The 17,616-nt window shown below is 49.3% G+C and carries 14 protein-coding genes; 6 read left to right on the top strand and 8 right to left on the bottom strand.

Translation table 11 applies throughout. The features are described 5' to 3' along the window. From rapZ to trxA, 6 genes are all read left to right on the top strand, one after another. Positions 1-897, top strand: coding sequence for an RNase adapter RapZ (gene rapZ, locus ACTF7Q_RS00675; protein WP_438995929.1), 897 nt, complete (start codon positions 1-3; stop codon positions 895-897). A 116-nt stretch (positions 898-1,013) separates the two neighbouring features. Further along, positions 1,014-2,408 carry an adenosylhomocysteinase gene (gene ahcY, locus ACTF7Q_RS00670; protein ID WP_438995928.1) on the top strand — a complete coding sequence of 465 codons (1,395 nt, stop codon included), beginning with the start codon at positions 1,014-1,016 and terminating at the stop codon, positions 2,406-2,408. A 20-nt stretch (positions 2,409-2,428) separates the two neighbouring features. Beyond that, a complete protein-coding gene (gene tsaE / locus ACTF7Q_RS00665) occupies positions 2,429-2,926 on the top strand; it encodes a tRNA (adenosine(37)-N6)-threonylcarbamoyltransferase complex ATPase subunit type 1 TsaE (protein WP_438995927.1) in 498 nt (165 codons plus the stop codon). A gap of 97 nt (positions 2,927-3,023) precedes the next feature. Next, complete coding sequence (gene addB, locus ACTF7Q_RS00660) at positions 3,024-6,050, top strand: double-strand break repair protein AddB (protein WP_438995926.1); 3,027 nt, start codon at positions 3,024-3,026, stop codon at positions 6,048-6,050. Continuing rightward, the gene (gene addA, locus ACTF7Q_RS00655) at positions 6,043-9,519 is read left to right on the top strand and encodes a double-strand break repair helicase AddA (RefSeq protein WP_438995925.1); all 3,477 of its coding nucleotides are present in this window, start codon (positions 6,043-6,045) and stop codon (positions 9,517-9,519) included. The genes addB and addA overlap by 8 nt, the downstream gene beginning before the upstream one ends. 38 nt (positions 9,520-9,557) lie before the next feature. After that, positions 9,558-9,878, top strand: a complete 321-nt coding sequence (gene trxA / locus ACTF7Q_RS00650) for a thioredoxin (protein ID WP_438995924.1) — start codon at positions 9,558-9,560, stop codon at positions 9,876-9,878. 65 nt (positions 9,879-9,943) lie between these two features. Here trxA and ACTF7Q_RS00645 read toward each other — a convergent pair whose 3' ends face one another. The 8 genes from ACTF7Q_RS00645 to rpsA all read right to left on the bottom strand — a co-directional run bounded on the left by ACTF7Q_RS00645 (position 9,944) and on the right by rpsA (position 17,508). Continuing rightward, positions 9,944-11,311, bottom strand: coding sequence for a bifunctional folylpolyglutamate synthase/dihydrofolate synthase (locus tag ACTF7Q_RS00645; protein WP_438995923.1), 1,368 nt, complete (start codon positions 11,309-11,311; stop codon positions 9,944-9,946). Continuing rightward, positions 11,311-12,171, bottom strand: a complete 861-nt coding sequence (accD, locus tag ACTF7Q_RS00640) for an acetyl-CoA carboxylase, carboxyltransferase subunit beta (protein WP_438995922.1) — start codon at positions 12,169-12,171, stop codon at positions 11,311-11,313. Before accD ends, ACTF7Q_RS00645 begins: the two co-directional genes overlap by 1 nt. Before the next feature lie 24 nt (positions 12,172-12,195). Beyond that, the gene (gene trpA / locus ACTF7Q_RS00635) at positions 12,196-13,017 is read right to left on the bottom strand and encodes a tryptophan synthase subunit alpha (protein WP_438995921.1); all 822 of its coding nucleotides are present in this window, start codon (positions 13,015-13,017) and stop codon (positions 12,196-12,198) included. A 51-nt stretch (positions 13,018-13,068) separates the two neighbouring features. Next, on the bottom strand, positions 13,069-14,292 hold the full coding sequence (gene trpB / locus ACTF7Q_RS00630; RefSeq protein WP_438995920.1) for a tryptophan synthase subunit beta: 1,224 nt from the start codon (positions 14,290-14,292) through the stop codon (positions 13,069-13,071). 47 nt (positions 14,293-14,339) lie between these two features. Next, positions 14,340-14,993, bottom strand: a complete 654-nt coding sequence (locus ACTF7Q_RS00625; protein ID WP_438995919.1) for a phosphoribosylanthranilate isomerase — start codon at positions 14,991-14,993, stop codon at positions 14,340-14,342. 24 nt (positions 14,994-15,017) lie between these two features. Then, entirely contained in the window at positions 15,018-15,368 is a 351-nt protein-coding gene (locus tag ACTF7Q_RS00620; protein ID WP_438995918.1) for a LapA family protein, read from the bottom strand. Between the two features lie 13 nt (positions 15,369-15,381). Beyond that, positions 15,382-15,660 carry an integration host factor subunit beta gene (locus ACTF7Q_RS00615; RefSeq protein WP_013046123.1) on the bottom strand — a complete coding sequence of 93 codons (279 nt, stop codon included), beginning with the start codon at positions 15,658-15,660 and terminating at the stop codon, positions 15,382-15,384. A 150-nt stretch (positions 15,661-15,810) separates the two neighbouring features. After that, the gene (rpsA, locus tag ACTF7Q_RS00610; protein WP_438995948.1) at positions 15,811-17,508 is read right to left on the bottom strand and encodes a 30S ribosomal protein S1; all 1,698 of its coding nucleotides are present in this window, start codon (positions 17,506-17,508) and stop codon (positions 15,811-15,813) included. Positions 17,509-17,616: the final 108 nt, after the last annotated feature.

Below are 17,616 nucleotides of genomic sequence, written 5' to 3'. Positions count from 1 at the left end.
ATGAATGAAACATCCATTGATATTCACCTTGTTCTGGTTACGGGCGTATCGGGCGCAGGCAATTCGACGGCACTGAAAATTCTTGAAGATAGTGGATGGGCGGTTGTTGATAATCTACCCTTGGCATTGATCGATCCTTTGATAGCTATGGAAGTTGAAACGGCTGGACGGAAACTAGCTATTGGGCTAGACGCGCGCACTAGCGGCTTTGATATTGATCCTGTTAAACGTTTGGTGGAAAATGTCCGCGGTCGTCTTGGTAACGCTGTAAGGCTGGTATTTCTCACTGCTTCGCCTCAGGATTTAAATAGGCGCTATAATGCGACGCGGCGACAACATCCACTTGCCCCGCATCTCGATCTTGCCCCGCATCTCGATCTTGCTGATGCCATCGATCATGACGCTAAGCGCATGCAGGCGGTGGCCACTTTGGCTGACATTTCAATTGACACTACCGGCCTTGCGCCAGCTGATCTACGGCGACAGTTGCTGATCTCACTGGAGATTGAAAGCAATAGCCCGATACCTGTGAAGCTTCAGAGCTTTTCCTATCGACATGGTGTTCCTGAAAGCGCTGATATTGTTTTGGATATGCGTTTCGCTCAAAACCCACACTGGGCTGAAGGGCTTCGTATGCAAACAGGTATGGATGATGACATTGATTCATTTTTAAAAGCTGATGAAGCTGTGCAAACTGTTATCAAGCATTTCAAGGCGATGTTGGCACCTATGCTAGCGCGGATGTCGGCCGAAGGTCGCGCACAAATATCGATCGCATTCGGATGTACTGGCGGCAGACACCGATCTGTCTGGGCAGCAGAGCATATTAGGCAGTGGCTGATTGAAAATGGTCATCAAGCATCGATAATACATCGTGAACTTCATGCCCACTCATAATACGCTTATTAATGACGCTCTGAACAAATACTTAGGCAATTAATCAAGCATACCTCTTTTAAAAAATCACCAATTAGGTTACATCCTAACCAATCATTTATCAAAGGATGTTTAACATGCCGCAAGATTATATTATTACTGATATCAGCTTGGCTGATTGGGGTCGGAAAGAACTCTCGATTGCAGAAACTGAAATGCCTGGCCTGATGGCATTACGCGACGAGTTTGGTGCTGCAAAGCCACTAAAAGGTGCGCGCGTTGCTGGTTGTTTGCATATGACGATTCAAACAGGTGTATTGATTGAAACCTTGGTCGCCCTTGGTGCCGATGTACGCTGGTCTTCATGTAATATATATTCAACTCAGGATCAGGCCGCAGCGGCTATCGCTGAAGCGGGGGTTCCCGTTTTTGCCAAAAAGGGTGAAACCTTAGCTGAATATTGGGAGTATGTTGACCGCACATTCCAATGGTCGAATGGCGAAACAGCCAACATGATCTTGGATGATGGCGGCGATGCAACCATGTATATCCTGCTTGGTGCACGCGCTGAGGCAGGTGAAACCGTGCTTGCACATCCAGCAACTGAAGAAGAAGAATACCTAAAGGCACAGCTTGAAAAACGTTTGGCCGCTAGCCCGGGCTGGTTTACCAAGCAGCGTGATGCCATCAAAGGTGTATCCGAAGAAACAACCACTGGCGTCTTGCGCCTTTATCAGTTGGCTGAAGCAGGTGGCTTGCCATTTCCAGCCATCAATGTGAATGACTCGGTTACCAAGTCAAAATTCGACAATCTTTATGGCTGTCGCGAATCTCTGGTTGATGCTATTCGCCGTGCTACCGATGTGATGTTGGCTGGCAAGGTTGCTGTTGTTGCTGGTTTTGGTGACGTTGGCAAAGGTTCGGCAGCATCCCTTCGTCAAGGTGGTGCGCGCGTTATGGTAACCGAAGTTGACCCTATCTGCGCATTGCAGGCTGCGATGGAAGGTTATGAAGTTGTGACCATGGAGCAGGCCGCCCCTAAGGCAGATATCTTTGTGACCGCGACTGGCAACCGTGATATCATCACAGTTGATCATATGCGTGAAATGAAAGATCGCGCCATTGTGTGTAACATTGGCCATTTCGACAATGAAATTCAGGTATCAGCTCTGAACAATATGGTTTGGTCAGAGGTGAAGCCGCAGGTTGATGAAATCGAGTTTCCTGATGGCAAGCGTATGATTCTGCTGGCTAAAGGCCGTCTTGTAAATCTTGGCTGTGCGACGGGTCATCCATCATTCGTGATGTCTGCCAGCTTCACCAATCAGGTGTTAGCGCAGATGGAACTATGGAACGAGGCCGAAAAATACGAAAACAAGGTTTATACATTGCCACGCCACCTTGATGAAAAGGTTGCCGCCTTGCATTTGGAAAAGGTTGGCGCGTCTTTGACAACCTTACGGCCTGATCAAGCCGACTATATCGGCGTTGAACAGCAAGGGCCCTTCAAAAGCGAACAATATCGTTATTGATACATTCATAAGGTCGCTTGATGGCTATTGTAAAACTTGACTTGCAAGATCTGGCCGCAACCGAAAGGTTGGGCCAGTTTTTGTCTCAAGACTTAGCCGCTGGTGATGTGATTGCATTATACGGGCCGCTAGGTGCGGGTAAATCGGCTTTGGCACGGGCGTTGATTAGCAAGCTTTGCCCCTATGAAGCTGATATTCCAAGCCCTACCTTTACGCTGGTGCAGACCTATGACATGCCTGATGGCACCCCCCTATGGCATCTTGACCTCTATCGTATAGAATCACCTTATGAAGCGCTCGAACTTGGTATTGAGGATGCGCTACTTGACGCTGTCTGTCTGATTGAGTGGCCTGAACGGCTTGATACCTTGTTGCCCGATAATTGTTTATCGATCCACATCAATCCCGTTGGTGATTCGCTGGATAGCCAGATGCGGCAGGTTGAGATTGGCGCCCCGCTCAGATGGGATGCTCGTATTGATGCTCTTGCCACGCTCTTTGCAAAGCCTAGCGCATAGACCGATTACGGCTTTAGAAAAGCCAAGATAATCAATATTCTTGCAGTATTTTCAATGCTTGCTCGCATTTAAGAGCGCTTACTTTTATAGTGTTTTTATGCGCGCTTCGTCTGTCTATAACATTCCGGCAGGAACCCCCTTTGCAAAAGAGCTTGCCAAGGGTGTTGTTCAGCTCGCATCTAACCCAACTAATCTGGCGCGTGCGATTGTCATGGTGCCATCCCAGCGGGCAGCACAGGCGTTACGAAGTGCTTTTCTCGATGTCACCTCAGGACAGGCAACATTATTGCCGCGCATGATACCGATTGGTGATCTTGCAGATGATGTAGCTGACATATTTCCAGAGCTTGATGGGGGTGCAGACACCGTGATGTTGCCGCCGGCAATTTCGCCTTTGCGCCGCCAGATGATGTTGGCCAAATTACTGGGTGGGTTCAAACTTGGCGGCCAAACACCTACCTACCCACAAGCCATGATGCTTGCCCATACGCTTGGTCAATTGCTTGATCAGCTTTATAATGTTGATGCCAAACCCGATCAGTTGCGTGACATGTTGCCTGAACGTTATTCGGCACATTGGCAGGATATCATCAAACTCCTAACTATTCTGGTTGATAACTGGCCAGCAATTTTGGATTCAGAAAATGTTATGGATGGTGTCGATCGGCGTAACCGGCTGATCCGCGCGCGTGTAAAAGCATGGCAGGATAATCCACCCGAAAATCTTATCGTTATTGCTGGATCGACAGGTTCGATCATTGCGACGCGTGAACTTATTCGTTGTGTGTCCGATTTGCCAAATGGTCATGTTGTTTTGCCTGGCTTGGATGGTGGTGCGGTGCCTGAATGGGACGCAATTAGCCATGATAGCGGTCATCCACAATATCAGCTTGCACAGCTTTTGCATTTTATGGATATCACACCATTGGATGTTCAGAACTGGGTATCCAATCCCGAAAGCAAGCCTGCAACAAGCGCACGGCGTGATCTGATGCGTGAAGTGTTCCGCCCCGCATCAACGACAGCAACGTGGCGGCAATTGGCCGAGGACAGGCCCGATCTTGGCCGTGATGCTCTGCAAGGGCTACAAGTTATCGAAACGCATGACCGGCGCACCGAAGCGGGTTTGATCGCGGCTGATTTGCGGGCAACGCTTGAGCATGAAGACCAGACGGCGGCACTGATTACGCCGGATCGACATCTGGCCGAGGCGGTGATCGCTGAACTGGCGCGCTGGAAAATCAAGATTGATGATTCGGCAGGCACAACCCTTCTTACCCATCGGGCAGGGGCGTTTTTGCAGTTGCTGGTAGAGGCGATGCAGGAAAATTTTGCGCCATTGGCATTGCTTGGTGTGCTTAAGCATCCTTGTGCGGCAGGTGGCATGGCACAGGCCGATTTTCGTGCTAAAGTTAGACACATTGAAAAGCTGTTTCTGCGAGGTCAAAGGCCAGCCCCCGGTCTTGAAGGGTTAGCTAGTGCCATTGGTGATGACAAAGGCTTAAAGGATTTTATAGCGATCCATATTGCGGCTCCTTTTGCCCCCCTTATAGATGCGTGGCAGGCGCCAGCCCCAACCATGGCAAGCCTTGCCCGCGGGCTAGGTCAGACTGCCGAAATGATGGCAGCGCAGACTATGTGTCTGTTATCTCATGGGTGTTTGTCATCTGATGGACAGGATGCAAAAACGCCAATCGCCGATAAGAATGACGGTGCTCTTCATCTATGGGGCAATCAAGGCGGCAAGGCCGCTGCCGACCTGTTAAAAAATATGGTCGAGCATGGGCATGATCAAGCGGTGAACGCCACGGATTTTGCGCAAACGTTAGTGCAAATCATGCAGGACATAACAGTTCATGCTGTCCAGCAATCGCATCCAAGGCTGGCTATTCTGGGGGCAGTGGAATCGCGGATGCAAACCGCCGATCATTTGATAGTTGCTGGCTTTAACGAAGGTAACTGGCCACCGCAACCGCATAGTGATCCGTGGATGAACAGCGATATGCGCAAAGCCGTTGGTTTGCCGCCACATAACTGGCGTACCAGCCTTAGTGCGCATGATGTCTATATGGCAATTTGCAACCCAAAGGTCACGATCACCCGTGCGCAGCGCCAGAATGATGCGGCGACGATCCCAAGCCGCTGGCTACAACGGATGAATGTTGTGCTATCGGCGCTTGGCATTGCCAAAGCGCTTGATCGTGGTGATGAAAAGTTTGAATGGCTTGCGATATTAAATCCCAAAACTATACCAAACCGCATAAAGCGTCCGGCGCCAAAACCGCCACTAAGCGCGCGGCCACGAAAGTTTTCGGCTACCGAGATCGATATGTGGATCAATGATCCATACGCGCTTTACGCCAAGAAGATTCTAAAGCTTCGTCAGCTTGATGATATTGACCGCCCGCCGGATGCGGCTTTGCGCGGCACATTATTTCATAATGTGCTTGCCGATTTTACCCGTATATTTCCTTCTGGGTCTTTGCCTGATACCGCGTATCAAGACTTACTAGCCATAGGTAAAACGCATTTTGCCGATCAATGGGCAACGCCTGATATTCGTTATTTCTGGTGGCCTAGATTTGAGATGGTTGCAGGTTGGATCATTGAAACCGAAACGCAGCGCCGTGATGATCTTGCTTTTATATATGCCGAAAAGAAAGGCAGCACCATATTGACGGGGCCAGCAGGCCCAGTTGAATTATCGGCGCGTGCTGATCGATTAGAAAAAACCAAGGACGGCACATGGCACATAATTGATTATAAAACCGGTATTGCTCCATCAAAAACCAAGGTTGCTTCAGGTCGCGCTACCCAGCTACTGGTCGAAGCCTTGATCGCATGGGATGGCGGTTATGATGATAAGCCAGGTTGCGATATTGCCAAGATGCAATATTGGAAACTAAGTGGTCGTAAAGACAAGATTGGTGATATTTACGATGTGTTGCCTGATGATGGGTCGCCGGAAAGCACCCGCGACATGATGCAGTCGCTGATCACGCTGTTTGATGATCCCGAAGCCACCTATCCGGCTGAGCCAAACATAAAATTCAAGCTATCCTATAATCCTTACCGGCACCTAGCGCGGATAAGTGAATGGCAACAGGAGGGGCATGATGAATGATCTTATTCAGCGTGCCAGTATCGAACAGGCGCGTGCATCTGATCCGATAGCGTCGGTCTTTGTTTCGGCTAATGCCGGAACAGGCAAAACCAAATTATTGACTGATCGGGTTCTGCGTCTGCTTTTGTCAGGTGCTGAAGCTGACGGTATTCTATGCGTTACCTATACACGGGCGGCGGCGGCTGAAATGCGTAACCGTATTTATGCGCGGCTGGCCAGGTGGGCTGTTATTTCGACCGCTGATCTAACCAAGGATCTGCAAGCAATGGGAATTGTTGCGCCATCACAGGGAAATATTCGTCTGGCGCGTATGCTGTTTGCCAAGATACTTGATAATGACAATGGGCCGCGTGTTGAGACTGTGCACTCATTTTGTCAGTCCATTTTGCGTCGCTTTCCGATTGAAGCTGGCATTGCACCCAATGCAAAGCTGGCAGACGATGCCGAACAGGATCGTCTTAAATCAATTGCCAAAGTGGTGGTGATGAACAGCCATGAACCTGCAATACAGATGGCCGTGGCAACGATTGCCAACCAAAGTTCCGAAGGGCAAGCCACTGAAATCCTCACCGCTTTCTTGCGGCGTGTGCCTGAGCTTGACGATATCGATATCTTATCCCGCTTACAGGCACATTTCCGCGATGATCTTGGTTTGCCTGAGACGGATTCTGTAACACAGCACATTGCAGAGGCATTGGCAAAAATCGATGATGAGGCCTTGCGCGCGGCGGCGGCGGCTTTGCAGAATGCCAAAAGTGAAACCCAGCGCGATCGTGGTGCCGCGTTTTTTGCGTGGTTGGCACTTGATGACGAAATGCGCATTGCTAGGTTGAATGTGCTGGTTGATGCGCTGTTCACGGCAAAGGGCCCACGTGCTGAACGGGGTCTGTCCAATGCTGACATTCGTGCTGAATACCCTCCCATTGTCGATGTTCAGTGTGCGGTCATTGATATTCTGATCCCCATTTTACATATGATGGCAACGGATCGGTGCCGCGAGTTGACCACGGCATTATATATTTATGGGGCGGCGTTCCAGCGTCATTATCAGCGGTTGAAAGAAAGTCGTGGTCTGCTCGATTATGATGATTTGATCGCTGTGACCAACCGTCTTCTTGCCCGAAGCGAAGCTGCACAATGGGTCGCGTGGAAACTTGATAATGGTATAGGTCATGTTCTGGTCGATGAAGCACAGGATACAAGCCCCGCGCAATGGACTTTGTTGCTTCACCTTGTAGAGTCATTCTTTGACGGCAGTGACATGCCTGTTGCGGCCAACTCTGTTCTTTCGGAAACAGCCGATATGGATATCTCACCGCGCAGTGTTTTTGCCGTTGGTGATTTTAAACAGTCAATCTATTCATTTCAGGGTGCTGATCCAAAGGTGCTTGGCGAGAATCGTGCATTGCTTCGCAATAAAGCGGTGGCGGCTGACATTGATTTTAGGGCTTTGTCTTTATCGGTGTCGTTCCGGTCAACGGCGCCCATTCTTGGCTTGGTCAATGATTTGATCCCTGACCTTGACGGCATTGAGGATTTTGTGAGCCATGATCTTGCGCGCCGTCATAAAGGTGGCTTTGTTGAAGTCTGGCCTATCATTGACGCGCCGGTTGATGAGGAAAAGACAGAAGGCTTCACCCCAGCAAATATTGCATCGATGCAAGGCGCCTCTGCTGTGGCCGCGAGCCATCTTGCGCGCACGTTAAAATCCTGGATCGGCAAACGACCTTTACCATCCTCGGACAATGATCATACGCCAAGAACGATTATGGCTGGTGATATTCTTATTCTGCTTCGCAAACGCGATGTTTTCTTTGAGCAGGTGCTGGTCGCGTTGCAAGAGCAAGGTGTTGCTGTTGCAGGTGCTGACAGGATGCGGCTTGTCGATCAGATCGAAATTCAGGATTTGCTGGCATTGGGTGACGTTGCGCTTTTGCCTGACGATGATTTACAGCTTGCCGCCTTATTGAAATCGCCCTTATTTGGCATCAGTGAAGAGCAGCTGTTTGATCTTGCCCATGATCGCGGATCGCACAGTCTATTCCGGCAACTTATGCGCTATCTGGGAAGTAATGATCCACTTGGTCATATTGCCGACCGTTTGGAAGACTGGTGCAGATTGGTTGATGGTGGCTCGGTTTTTTCTTTCTACAGCAAGGTTCTTGTTGATAGTGGCCGTGATAAATTCCGCGCCCGTCTTGGCTCGTCGGTTGATGAGGCACTTGACCATTTTTTGGCAGTCGCCCAAAGCTATGGTGAGTCTGGTGGGGTTTCGCTAACTGCATTTTTGGCAGCGGTTCGTGCTGGTGGCGGTGATGTAAAGCGCGATATGGATGCTGGCAATGTGGATGAGGTGCGTGTCATGACCATTCACGGTGCCAAAGGACTTGAAGCGCCAATCGTTATTCTGCCAGATATGTTGCGGCATAGCGCGCCCTATTCCCCACTGATAACAGGCGAAGATCAGCGTTTCATCTATTGGGAAGCGGGCAGTCATTTGCGGCCACCATTTCTTGAAACGGCGCGCCAAAAAGCCAGCGACCTGCGCGATGAAGAAGATAACCGCCTGCTTTATGTGGCGTTAACGCGGGCCCGCGATGGGTTGGTCATAGGCGGTTGGGAAAAACGCAATTCGCGCTGGCTTGAAAATAGTCCCTATAGCCGTATCAAAGCATATTTTGCAGAACATAAAGACGTTGTCGAAGACGCAGATGGCGTATTGCGTCATGTGACCAAGACTGTTGCAGAGGCTGACCCTGTTCCCCCTACAAAGTCTGATGATGACGCAGATATGCGCGTTCCAGAAATAGCCAGTGAACCGGCTGATACAAGTTGGCTTCATCGTCCTGCACCCGATTTACCGCCTGATTCGCGTCCATTGCGACCATCAGAGCCAGTCAATCTTTATGCGCCGCATCCGTTGGGCTTTGGCGTAACAGATAGCCGAACGCAAGCCATTGCATTAACCCGGGGGCGTTTAGCGCACCGTCTATTTGAGATATTGCCAACAGTGCCTCAGAATCAGCGTAACGTTGTTGCAGACCGCATGATAACGGCGGTAGATATGCTAACGCCTGCTCAGGGTGCGCAGCTTAAAAATGAGGTTTTCACAATTTTGGATGATCCGCGTTTTGGCGATCTGTTTGCTCCTGATGCGCTTGCCGAAGTGCCAGTGACTGGTATGGTGCGTGATCGCGGTGTATCTGGACAGATTGATCGCCTTTTTATCGGTGATGACAGCATCATTATTGCAGATTTCAAAACCGGTATTGCGAATGAAGATACCCCTCCCGAAACATATCAACGCCAAATGGCTCTTTATGCAGATTTAATAGGAGAAATTTTTCCTAATAAGCCAATTGTGTGCTGGCTCATTTGGACGGAAACAGCTAGGCTTCAGGAAATAACAGCGTCAATGCGCGCTTCGGCGCTTGCGCGAATGTTTGGTGATATTAAGACCAGTTTATAATTTATTCACATAGCACTTTACACAGGTAGGAACAGCCAATGGCGACAACAAAGACGACTGATAGTGATTTCTCGACGCAGGTTTTGCAATCTGACAAGCCGGTTCTTGTCGATTTCTGGGCAGAATGGTGTGGCCCATGCAAGGCGATTGGTCCCGCTCTTGAAGAAATATCTGAAGTTAAAGGTGACAGCATTTCAATCGTCAAATTGAATATTGATGAAAACCCGCTTACCCCACAGCAGTATAATGTGCGTGGTATTCCAACCTTGCTCATTTTTAAAGATGGCGCGGTCGTGGCCGAAAAAGTTGGCGCGTTACCCAAATCACAGTTGGAAAACTGGATTGAGCAGTCGATTTAACAATCCCGCTTTCGCCTAAGCATCATATATGTCTGGTCGGTTCCAGACAGATGAACGCTACTTGTTCAAACAGGTAGCGTTTTATTTTCGCTCAGAATGTGCCCAGCTAGATAAAGTGAACCGCAAATAATCACAGGGTGGTTGCTATCAGCGATCGTCAAGGCGTCCTGTATCGAGCGGGTAGGTGAGGCAGACAACCCCATCGATGTTGCCGAAGCGGCAAGCTCACCGGCTGTTAATGAGGCAGGTTGACCTGGGATCGTCAAGGTCAGTATTTGGCCTGCAATTTTGCTAATAGGGGCCAGAAACTCAACAGGATCTCGCGTGTTCAAAGCGCCGCAAATCACTGTCCATTGCCCATCGTGAAGGTCGGGAAGCGCGGCCACCAGTGCCTTTGCCCCATGTGCATTATGCGCCCCATCCAGCCATATTGATTGCCCTGACATAAGGGCGGTCAGATCACCTTTATCCAGCTTCTGAATCCGGCCTGGCCATGTGGCATTGCCCAGTCCAGCGCCAATTTTAACAGGTGCTAATTTGTGGCTTGTCCCAAGCGCATGGATAAGCGCTGTGGCGGCAAGGCTGGCATTGTCAATTTGATGTGCTCCTGCAAGGCCGGGTGCAGGCAAGGATAGCGTGGCATCACTCAGCTCAGTGTTGTTATAACTAATGCTGATGCGTCCATCCGCGGCCTTATACCCATTAAAATCAACCCCAGCCGTAAAAAGTATGGTGCCGGTTTCATCTGCATGCGCGCTTAGCTGCTGTGCAACAACGTTATCTTGCTGTGCGCTGAAACAAGGCACGTTATGCCGCATGATACCGGACTTTTGCGATGCAATAGTTGCCAGATCATTGCCTAGAAAATGCTCATGATCACGGGCGATAGGCGTGATTATTGTGGCTAGCGGCCTATCTAGAACATTAGTCGAATCCAGAGTGCCACCAAGTCCTGTTTCCAATAATAACAAATCTGCATCACAACGTGAAAAAGCCAGCATAGCGGCGGCTGTAGTCACTTCAAAGAAGGTGACTTCATCAGTACCATTAATATTTTCAACCTCTTCAAGAAGATCAGCTAGTGCGCCATCACTAATCAACGAACCTGCTAAACGAATACGCTCGTTAAATCGGCATAGGTGAGGCGAGCTATAGACATGAACGCGTAACCCGCACCCCTCGGCCATGGCGCGCATATGGGCAATAACTGATCCTTTGCCATTTGTACCTGACACATGAATTGTTGGGGGCAATGCGTGATGTGGATTACCTAACCGGTTTAACAGCGCAAAGGTTCGATCAAGCCCTAGGTCAATAAGCTTGGGATGAAGCGCGGCAAGACGGTCAAGTGCATGTTGCGCGCGCATAGCATCATGTGCATCCTCGCCATCACGTGAGCTGGACACAAGATCAGCAGAATTAATGTCGGTCATCAGGCCGCCTTGCTATTTCCCATTAGGAATCCAAGAATGCGGCCGATATAGGCGCTTTGCTCATTGCGGGCAACAACACTGTCAACCATTCCATGTTCTTGCAGATATTCCGCAGTCTGGAAATCGTCAGGCAGCTTTTCACGCACAGTTTCTTCAATGACGCGGCGTCCGGCAAAGCCGATAATGGCACCAGGCTCGGCAATCTGAATGTCACCAAGCATTGCAAAAGAGGCCGTCACACCACCTGTTGTTGGATGCGCCAGCAAAACAATATAGGGCAAATTGGCATCACGCACCTGATCAACAGCAGAAATCGTTCGCGGTAATTGCATCAGTGATAACACGCCTTCTTGCATACGGGCACCACCAGTCGAGGGCACAGTGATTAATGCGGCTTTGCGTTTTACAGCTTCTTGCGCGGCCAACACAATTCCGTTGCCAACCATGCGCCCCATTGATCCACCCATAAAGCGGAAATCAAAGGCCGCCATTACCGTGTCATAGCCCCCAATTTTACCAACAGCTACTGCGATAGCATCGTCAAGACCAGTACGGTTGCGTGTATCACGCAATCGATCGACATATTTCTTTGTATCCCGGAATTTAAGAGGGTCATCGATAATTTGCGGCAGGGGGATGATATCAAACTTCCCATCATCAAAGGTCATGGCAAAGCGGCTTTGCGGTGGTAAAGGTGCGTGTGAACCGCAGGTAGAACAACAATTATAGGCTTGCTCAAATTCACGATGGAAAATCATCTGTCCGCAGGCTTTACATTTCACCCACAAATTATCGGGCACATCATCTGATTGAACCCATGCTTTGATTTTGGGGAGTACAGAATTTGTAATCCAGTTCATCGTTTACATCCCTTCGTCGTCTAACTATTTACCGCTAACGGCATTTGCAAGTTCGCTCACAAATGCGGCAACTTTACGGACGATATCATCATTACCGCTGCCATCTTGTGAAAGATTGCTAGCAATAATATCAACAACGGCTGATCCGACAACCGCACCATCACTCAATTTTGCAACTTCTGCTGCCTGTTTGGCTGTCTTGATACCAAAACCTGTGACAATCGGCAAATCTGTGTGGCTGCTAATCCGCTTATAGGCAATGTCTATAGAGTCGGCAGCGGCACTTTTGGTGCCTGTTATGCCGGTCACTGATACATAATAGACAAAGCCACTGGCCTCGGCCAGAACCGTTGGCAGACGATTATCATTCGTCGTTGGTGTTACAAGTCGGACAAAGCTAAGACCAGCCTGCTTTGCGGGAATGCACAACTCTTCATCTTCTTCCGGGGGCAGATCAACCAGAATCAAACCATCTACACCTGCATCGACAGCATCCTTCAAAAAGGCATCATTGCCATAAATATAAATCGGATTGTAATAGCCCATCAGAATGATCGGAATGTCAGCATTTTTCGCACGAAACCGTTTGGCCATGGCTAATGTCTTTTGCAAGGTCATGCCAGCTTTCAAAGCCCGCAGTGACGCCGCCTGAATGGCTGGGCCATCCGCCATCGGATCAGAAAAAGGCATGCCTAACTCGATAAAATCAACGCCCGTATCTGCAAGTGCATGTAATATGTTTTCTGATGTTTCAAGGTCGGGGTCGCCAGCCGTGATAAAGACGCCCAAAACGCCCCGGTCTGCTGACTTTGCTTTGGCAAAAGCTGTCTCAATACGACGTGTCATTATATTTCCTTTGTTCGTATTATGTCTTTGATGCAATCTGTGGTGATTGCTTTACAGCCTGCCAAGCTCTTCAAGAATGGGAAGAACTGCACCAAGATCTTTATCACCTCGTCCGCACATATTCAGAATTACAATAGAATCCTTATCCATATCGCCAATCATTGTGCCTGTGAAAGCAAGCGCATGTGATGGTTCCAACGCCGGAATGATCCCCTCAAGCCGTGAACAAAGCTGGAATGCTAACAGCGCCTCATCATCGGTAGCGCTGACATAGTTGACGCGCTTTATATCATGTAACCATGAATGCTCAGGCCCAATGCCTGGATAATCGAGGCCAGCAGAGATTGAATGCGCATCAACGATTTGGCCATCGTCATTTTGCAGAAGATAGGTGCGGTTGCCATGCAGAATACCTGGTATGCCACCGGTAAGTGACGCTGCATGCAGGCCAGATGCAATGCCTTTGCCAGCCGCTTCCACGCCATAAATATCAACATCTTCATCATCCAGAAACGGATGAAACAGACCCATGGCGTTTGATCCCCCGCCAATACATGCAATCAGCGCGTCAGGCAGCCGCCCTTCGGCTTCCTGAATCTGGGCACGAGCCTCAATACCAATAACAGACTGGAAATCACGAACCATTTGAGGATAGGGATGCGGGCCTGCAACCGTGCCAATAATGTAGAAATGTGTTTCCGCATTGGTCACCCAGAACCGCAAAGCTTCATTCATGGCATCTTTTAATGTGCCGGTGCCAGACGTGACAGGATGAATTTTAGCACCCAGCAGACGCATCCGGTCCACGTTAGGCTTTTGGCGGCGGACATCTTCCTCGCCCATAAAGACTTCGCATTCCATATCAAATAGCGCGCAGGCAGTGGCCGTGGCTACGCCATGTTGGCCAGCACCGGTTTCGGCAATAATTTTCTTTTTACCCATACGCTTAGCAAGTAAGGCTTGCCCCAGAACATTGTTGATTTTATGAGCACCTGTATGGTTAAGCTCATCACGCTTTAGATATAATTTCGCGCCACCAAAATGGGCAGTCAGCCGCTCGGCAAAATATAGTGGACTTGGACGGCCAACATAATGTTGCTGATAATAGAGCAGTTCGCGGGCAAATGAATCATCCTGTCGTGATTCATTATAAGACTTTTCAACTTCCAAAATCAGCGGCATCAGCGTTTCGGCAACAAAGCGTCCACCATGGATGCCAAAACGGCCGCCATCATCGGGCTGGTTGCGAAAGGAATTCATACTTGCTTCGGTCATATTTTTTTCCGGCACATTATGGCCAGCCTCCTGAATGGTTATCTATTTTAGCCCATTTCTGCGGCGTGAATAAAGCTGCGAATTAGGTTATGGTCTTTTTTGCCTGGCACCGACTCAACGCCTGAAGATACATCAAGTGCCTGGGCGCTACTTATGCTGATAGCCTCGCTAACATTGTCTGGATTCAGCCCGCCAGCCAGCATCCAGTTGGGCATGCCTTTATAGGGGGACAGTAATCGCCAGTCAAAACTGTGACCAGTGCCACCTGGCATATCACTGTTAGCAGATTTGGCATCAAGAAGCAGCCAGTCAGCAATAGTGTTCCATGCGGAACAGACATCCAGATCGGATGCCGTGCCAATACGCAAGGCCTTGATGATGGGAACATTGAAACGTGCCTTAATAGCTTTGGCACGATCGGGTGTTTCATCGCCATGTAGCTGGATATAGTCAGGCCGACTGGCTTGAATGACAGCATCTAGCGCATCATCTGCCATATCCACGGTCAGGGCTACGCGTTCTGGGCGGTCACCTTCATAACTATCTGCGTGATTGGCAAGAGCCGCGGCCGCTTCAAGGGAAAGATGCCTTGATGATTTCGGAAAAAACACCATACCAATCCAGCGCGCCTCAGCTGTTGCGCAGACATCATAATCAGCAGCTGTTGCAATCCCGCAAATTTTTACATCAATACGCGGCATCTAACTATCCTTGGGTTGTTCGGGTTATTTATGCACTTTCATCAACGGTGTTTTACTAGTCGTTTCTGACGTGGCGTGAGAAGTCTGTGATTCAACAAGTGCTTGGCATTTTTTTTCAAGTTTGTTGAAATTTTGCTGTAAACGCCAATTTCGAGCGCGAATCGTAAGAAGCTGTAGCGATATCACCGCACTGCCTAATGCCAAGCCAATACCAAGGCATATGAGACACACAAGCCATATAGGCGCGGTTAAGGTTACATCAAAGGGCCATAAAGCCAGACTAACAAGCGTAGCATTGGATGTTGAAAATGATACCGCGAACAAACCTATTGCGACGGTGATTACAACCCACAAAAAACGGGTAATCATTTTCATAAATTTCTTCCAATTAGCGGTTTAGACGCTCACGCATTCCCTTGCCCATTTTGAAAAAAGGAACTTTCTTTTCAGCTACTTGCACGCTTGTACCTGTTCTTGGGTTCCGGCCTATCCGCGCTTTACGATGACGAACCGAAAAGGCACCAAAGCCACGAAGCTCAACGCGATCTCCGCGTTCCAAAGCGCCGCTTATTTCATCAAGGATTGTTCCGACTAAACGTTCTATGTCTCTGTGATACAAGGCAGGATTTTTTGCTGCCATACGGGCAATTAGTTCAGACCGTGTCACGCCACCCACTCCATTGTTAATACATACATTTTTAACTGAATTAGGATGCCTGTTCACTCACGCGGGGTCAACTCATGTTTGAAACAAAAACGCTTGTGAATGGAAAATATAGTAAGCGCGCAGGCAACCGGGGTTACCTGCGCGTTTATTTTACTTATCGTCAGTGGTATCACGCTTTGCCAGCGCGGCACCCAGAATATCACCAAGGCTTGCGCCGCTATCTGATGAACCAAAGTCAGCCATTGCCTGCTTTTCTTCAGCAGATTCGCGGGCTTTGATTGATAATGTCAGTTTGCGTGACTTCTTATCAAGGTTGGTAACAACAGCATCGACCTTTTCGCCAACAGCAAAACGGTCAGCACGCTGCTCGTTCCGCTCACGGCTAAGATCAGCCCGGCGGATAAAGCCCGTCATGGCATCACCAATGGTCACATCTAGGCCATTCTCGGATACAGCCGACACGATACATGTGACAACTTCACCTTTGCGGTAATTGTCAGCCTGACCAGCAAATGGATCATCCGTAAGCTGCTTGATACCAAGCGAGATACGCTCTTTATCAGTATCAATATCCAGAACCTTGGCTTTGACCATGTCACCTTTATTGAAGCCTTCAAGTGCAGCTTCACCAGTGACGTCCCAGCTGATATCAGATAGATGCACAAGGCCGTCGATTTCTTCAGTAAGACCAACAAAAAGACCAAATTCGGTGATGTTGCGGATCTCGCCTTCGATCTCGGAGCCAGCAGGATATGCGGTACTCAGGTCTTCCCATGGGTTGCCAGTGCACTGCTTGAGGCCAAGTGAAATACGGCGCTTAGACAGATCAACATCCAGAACCATAACTTCGACCTGCTGGCTGGTTGATACAATCTTGCCTGGATGAACATTCTTTTTGGTCCAGCTCATTTCGGACACATGGACAAGACCCTCGACACCGGCTTCAAGCTCAACAAAGGCACCGTAATCGGTGATGTTGGTAACGCGGCCTTCCATCTTGGCACCAATTGGGAATTTGCCTTCGACATTTTCCCATGGATCAGACAGAAGCTGCTTCATGCCAAGTGAAATACGCTGGGTTTCTGCATTAAAGCGGATAACCTGTACTTCAACTGTTTCACCAATCTGCAAGGCTTCCGAAGGATGGCTGATACGCTGCCATGCGATATCGGTAACATGCAGCAGACCGTCAACGCCGCCAAGATCAACGAACGCACCGTAATCGGTGATGTTCTTGACCACACCTTGCAATACCTGACCTTCTTGAAGGTTGGATACCAATTCGGTGCGGGCTTCGGCGCGGGACTCTTCCAGAACAGCACGACGCGATACAACAATGTTGCCACGGCGACGGTCGATTTTCAGAATCTGGAATGGTTGCGGTGAACCCATCAACGGGCCAAGATCGCGAACGGGGCGAATATCAACCTGACTACCTGGCAAAAACGCGGTTGCGCCTGAAAGATCGACGGTAAAGCCGCCTTTGACCTTGCCAAAGATAATACCGGTAACACGCTCTTGCTTTTCGAATGATGCTTCGAGCACACTCCAAGCTTCTTCGCGGCGTGCCTTGTCACGGCTGAGCACGGCCTGACCATTACGGTCTTCCATACGCTCAACGTAAACTTCAATTTCGTCGCCAATTTTTACATCGGCTTCCTGTCCAGGGCTAACAAGTTCTTTAAGCGGGATGCGCCCTTCGGACTTCAGTCCAACATCAATAAGAACTGCGTCGCCTTCGATTTCTACTATGAAACCACGGACTACAGAGCCCTCAATATTGGTGTCTTTACCAAAACTTTCAGCTAGAAGGTCGGCAAAGTTTTCATTTGCAGCGTCTGCTGCCATTACATTTGTAGGTGTCAAAAATATCTCCGTCCATCGCCTACCGGTGTTTCGACACACGAAACAAATTACGCCGGTATAGTGCCTCAGCTGGTTTGAGGGCCGAATTAG

It is taken from the genome of Puniceispirillum sp. (SeqCode) (assembly GCF_965657105.1).
GTDB lineage: Bacteria > Pseudomonadota > Alphaproteobacteria > Puniceispirillales > Puniceispirillaceae > Puniceispirillum.
This window is presented reverse-complemented; position numbering and strand designations above follow the sequence as displayed.

Excerpts from the sequence above, each read along its gene's own strand:
- accD (WP_438995922.1), bottom strand. The coding sequence starts at position 12,171 with ATGAACTGGATTACAAATTCTGTACTCCCCAAAATCAAAGCATGGGTT.
- ACTF7Q_RS00645 (WP_438995923.1), bottom strand. The coding sequence starts at position 11,311 with ATGACCGACATTAATTCTGCTGATCTTGTGTCCAGCTCACGTGATGGC.
- ACTF7Q_RS00620 (WP_438995918.1), bottom strand. The coding sequence starts at position 15,368 with ATGAAAATGATTACCCGTTTTTTGTGGGTTGTAATCACCGTCGCAATA.
- addA (WP_438995925.1), top strand. The coding sequence starts at position 6,043 with ATGAATGATCTTATTCAGCGTGCCAGTATCGAACAGGCGCGTGCATCT.
- rapZ (WP_438995929.1), top strand. The coding sequence starts at position 1 with ATGAATGAAACATCCATTGATATTCACCTTGTTCTGGTTACGGGCGTA.
- tsaE (WP_438995927.1), top strand. The coding sequence starts at position 2,429 with ATGGCTATTGTAAAACTTGACTTGCAAGATCTGGCCGCAACCGAAAGG.
- trpB (WP_438995920.1), bottom strand. The coding sequence starts at position 14,292 with ATGACCGAAGCAAGTATGAATTCCTTTCGCAACCAGCCCGATGATGGC.
- trxA (WP_438995924.1), top strand. The coding sequence starts at position 9,558 with ATGGCGACAACAAAGACGACTGATAGTGATTTCTCGACGCAGGTTTTG.
- addB (WP_438995926.1), top strand. The coding sequence starts at position 3,024 with ATGCGCGCTTCGTCTGTCTATAACATTCCGGCAGGAACCCCCTTTGCA.
- ACTF7Q_RS00625 (WP_438995919.1), bottom strand. The coding sequence starts at position 14,993 with ATGCCGCGTATTGATGTAAAAATTTGCGGGATTGCAACAGCTGCTGAT.
- trpA (WP_438995921.1), bottom strand. The coding sequence starts at position 13,017 with ATGACACGTCGTATTGAGACAGCTTTTGCCAAAGCAAAGTCAGCAGAC.
- rpsA (WP_438995948.1), bottom strand. The coding sequence starts at position 17,508 with ATGGCAGCAGACGCTGCAAATGAAAACTTTGCCGACCTTCTAGCTGAA.
- ahcY (WP_438995928.1), top strand. The coding sequence starts at position 1,014 with ATGCCGCAAGATTATATTATTACTGATATCAGCTTGGCTGATTGGGGT.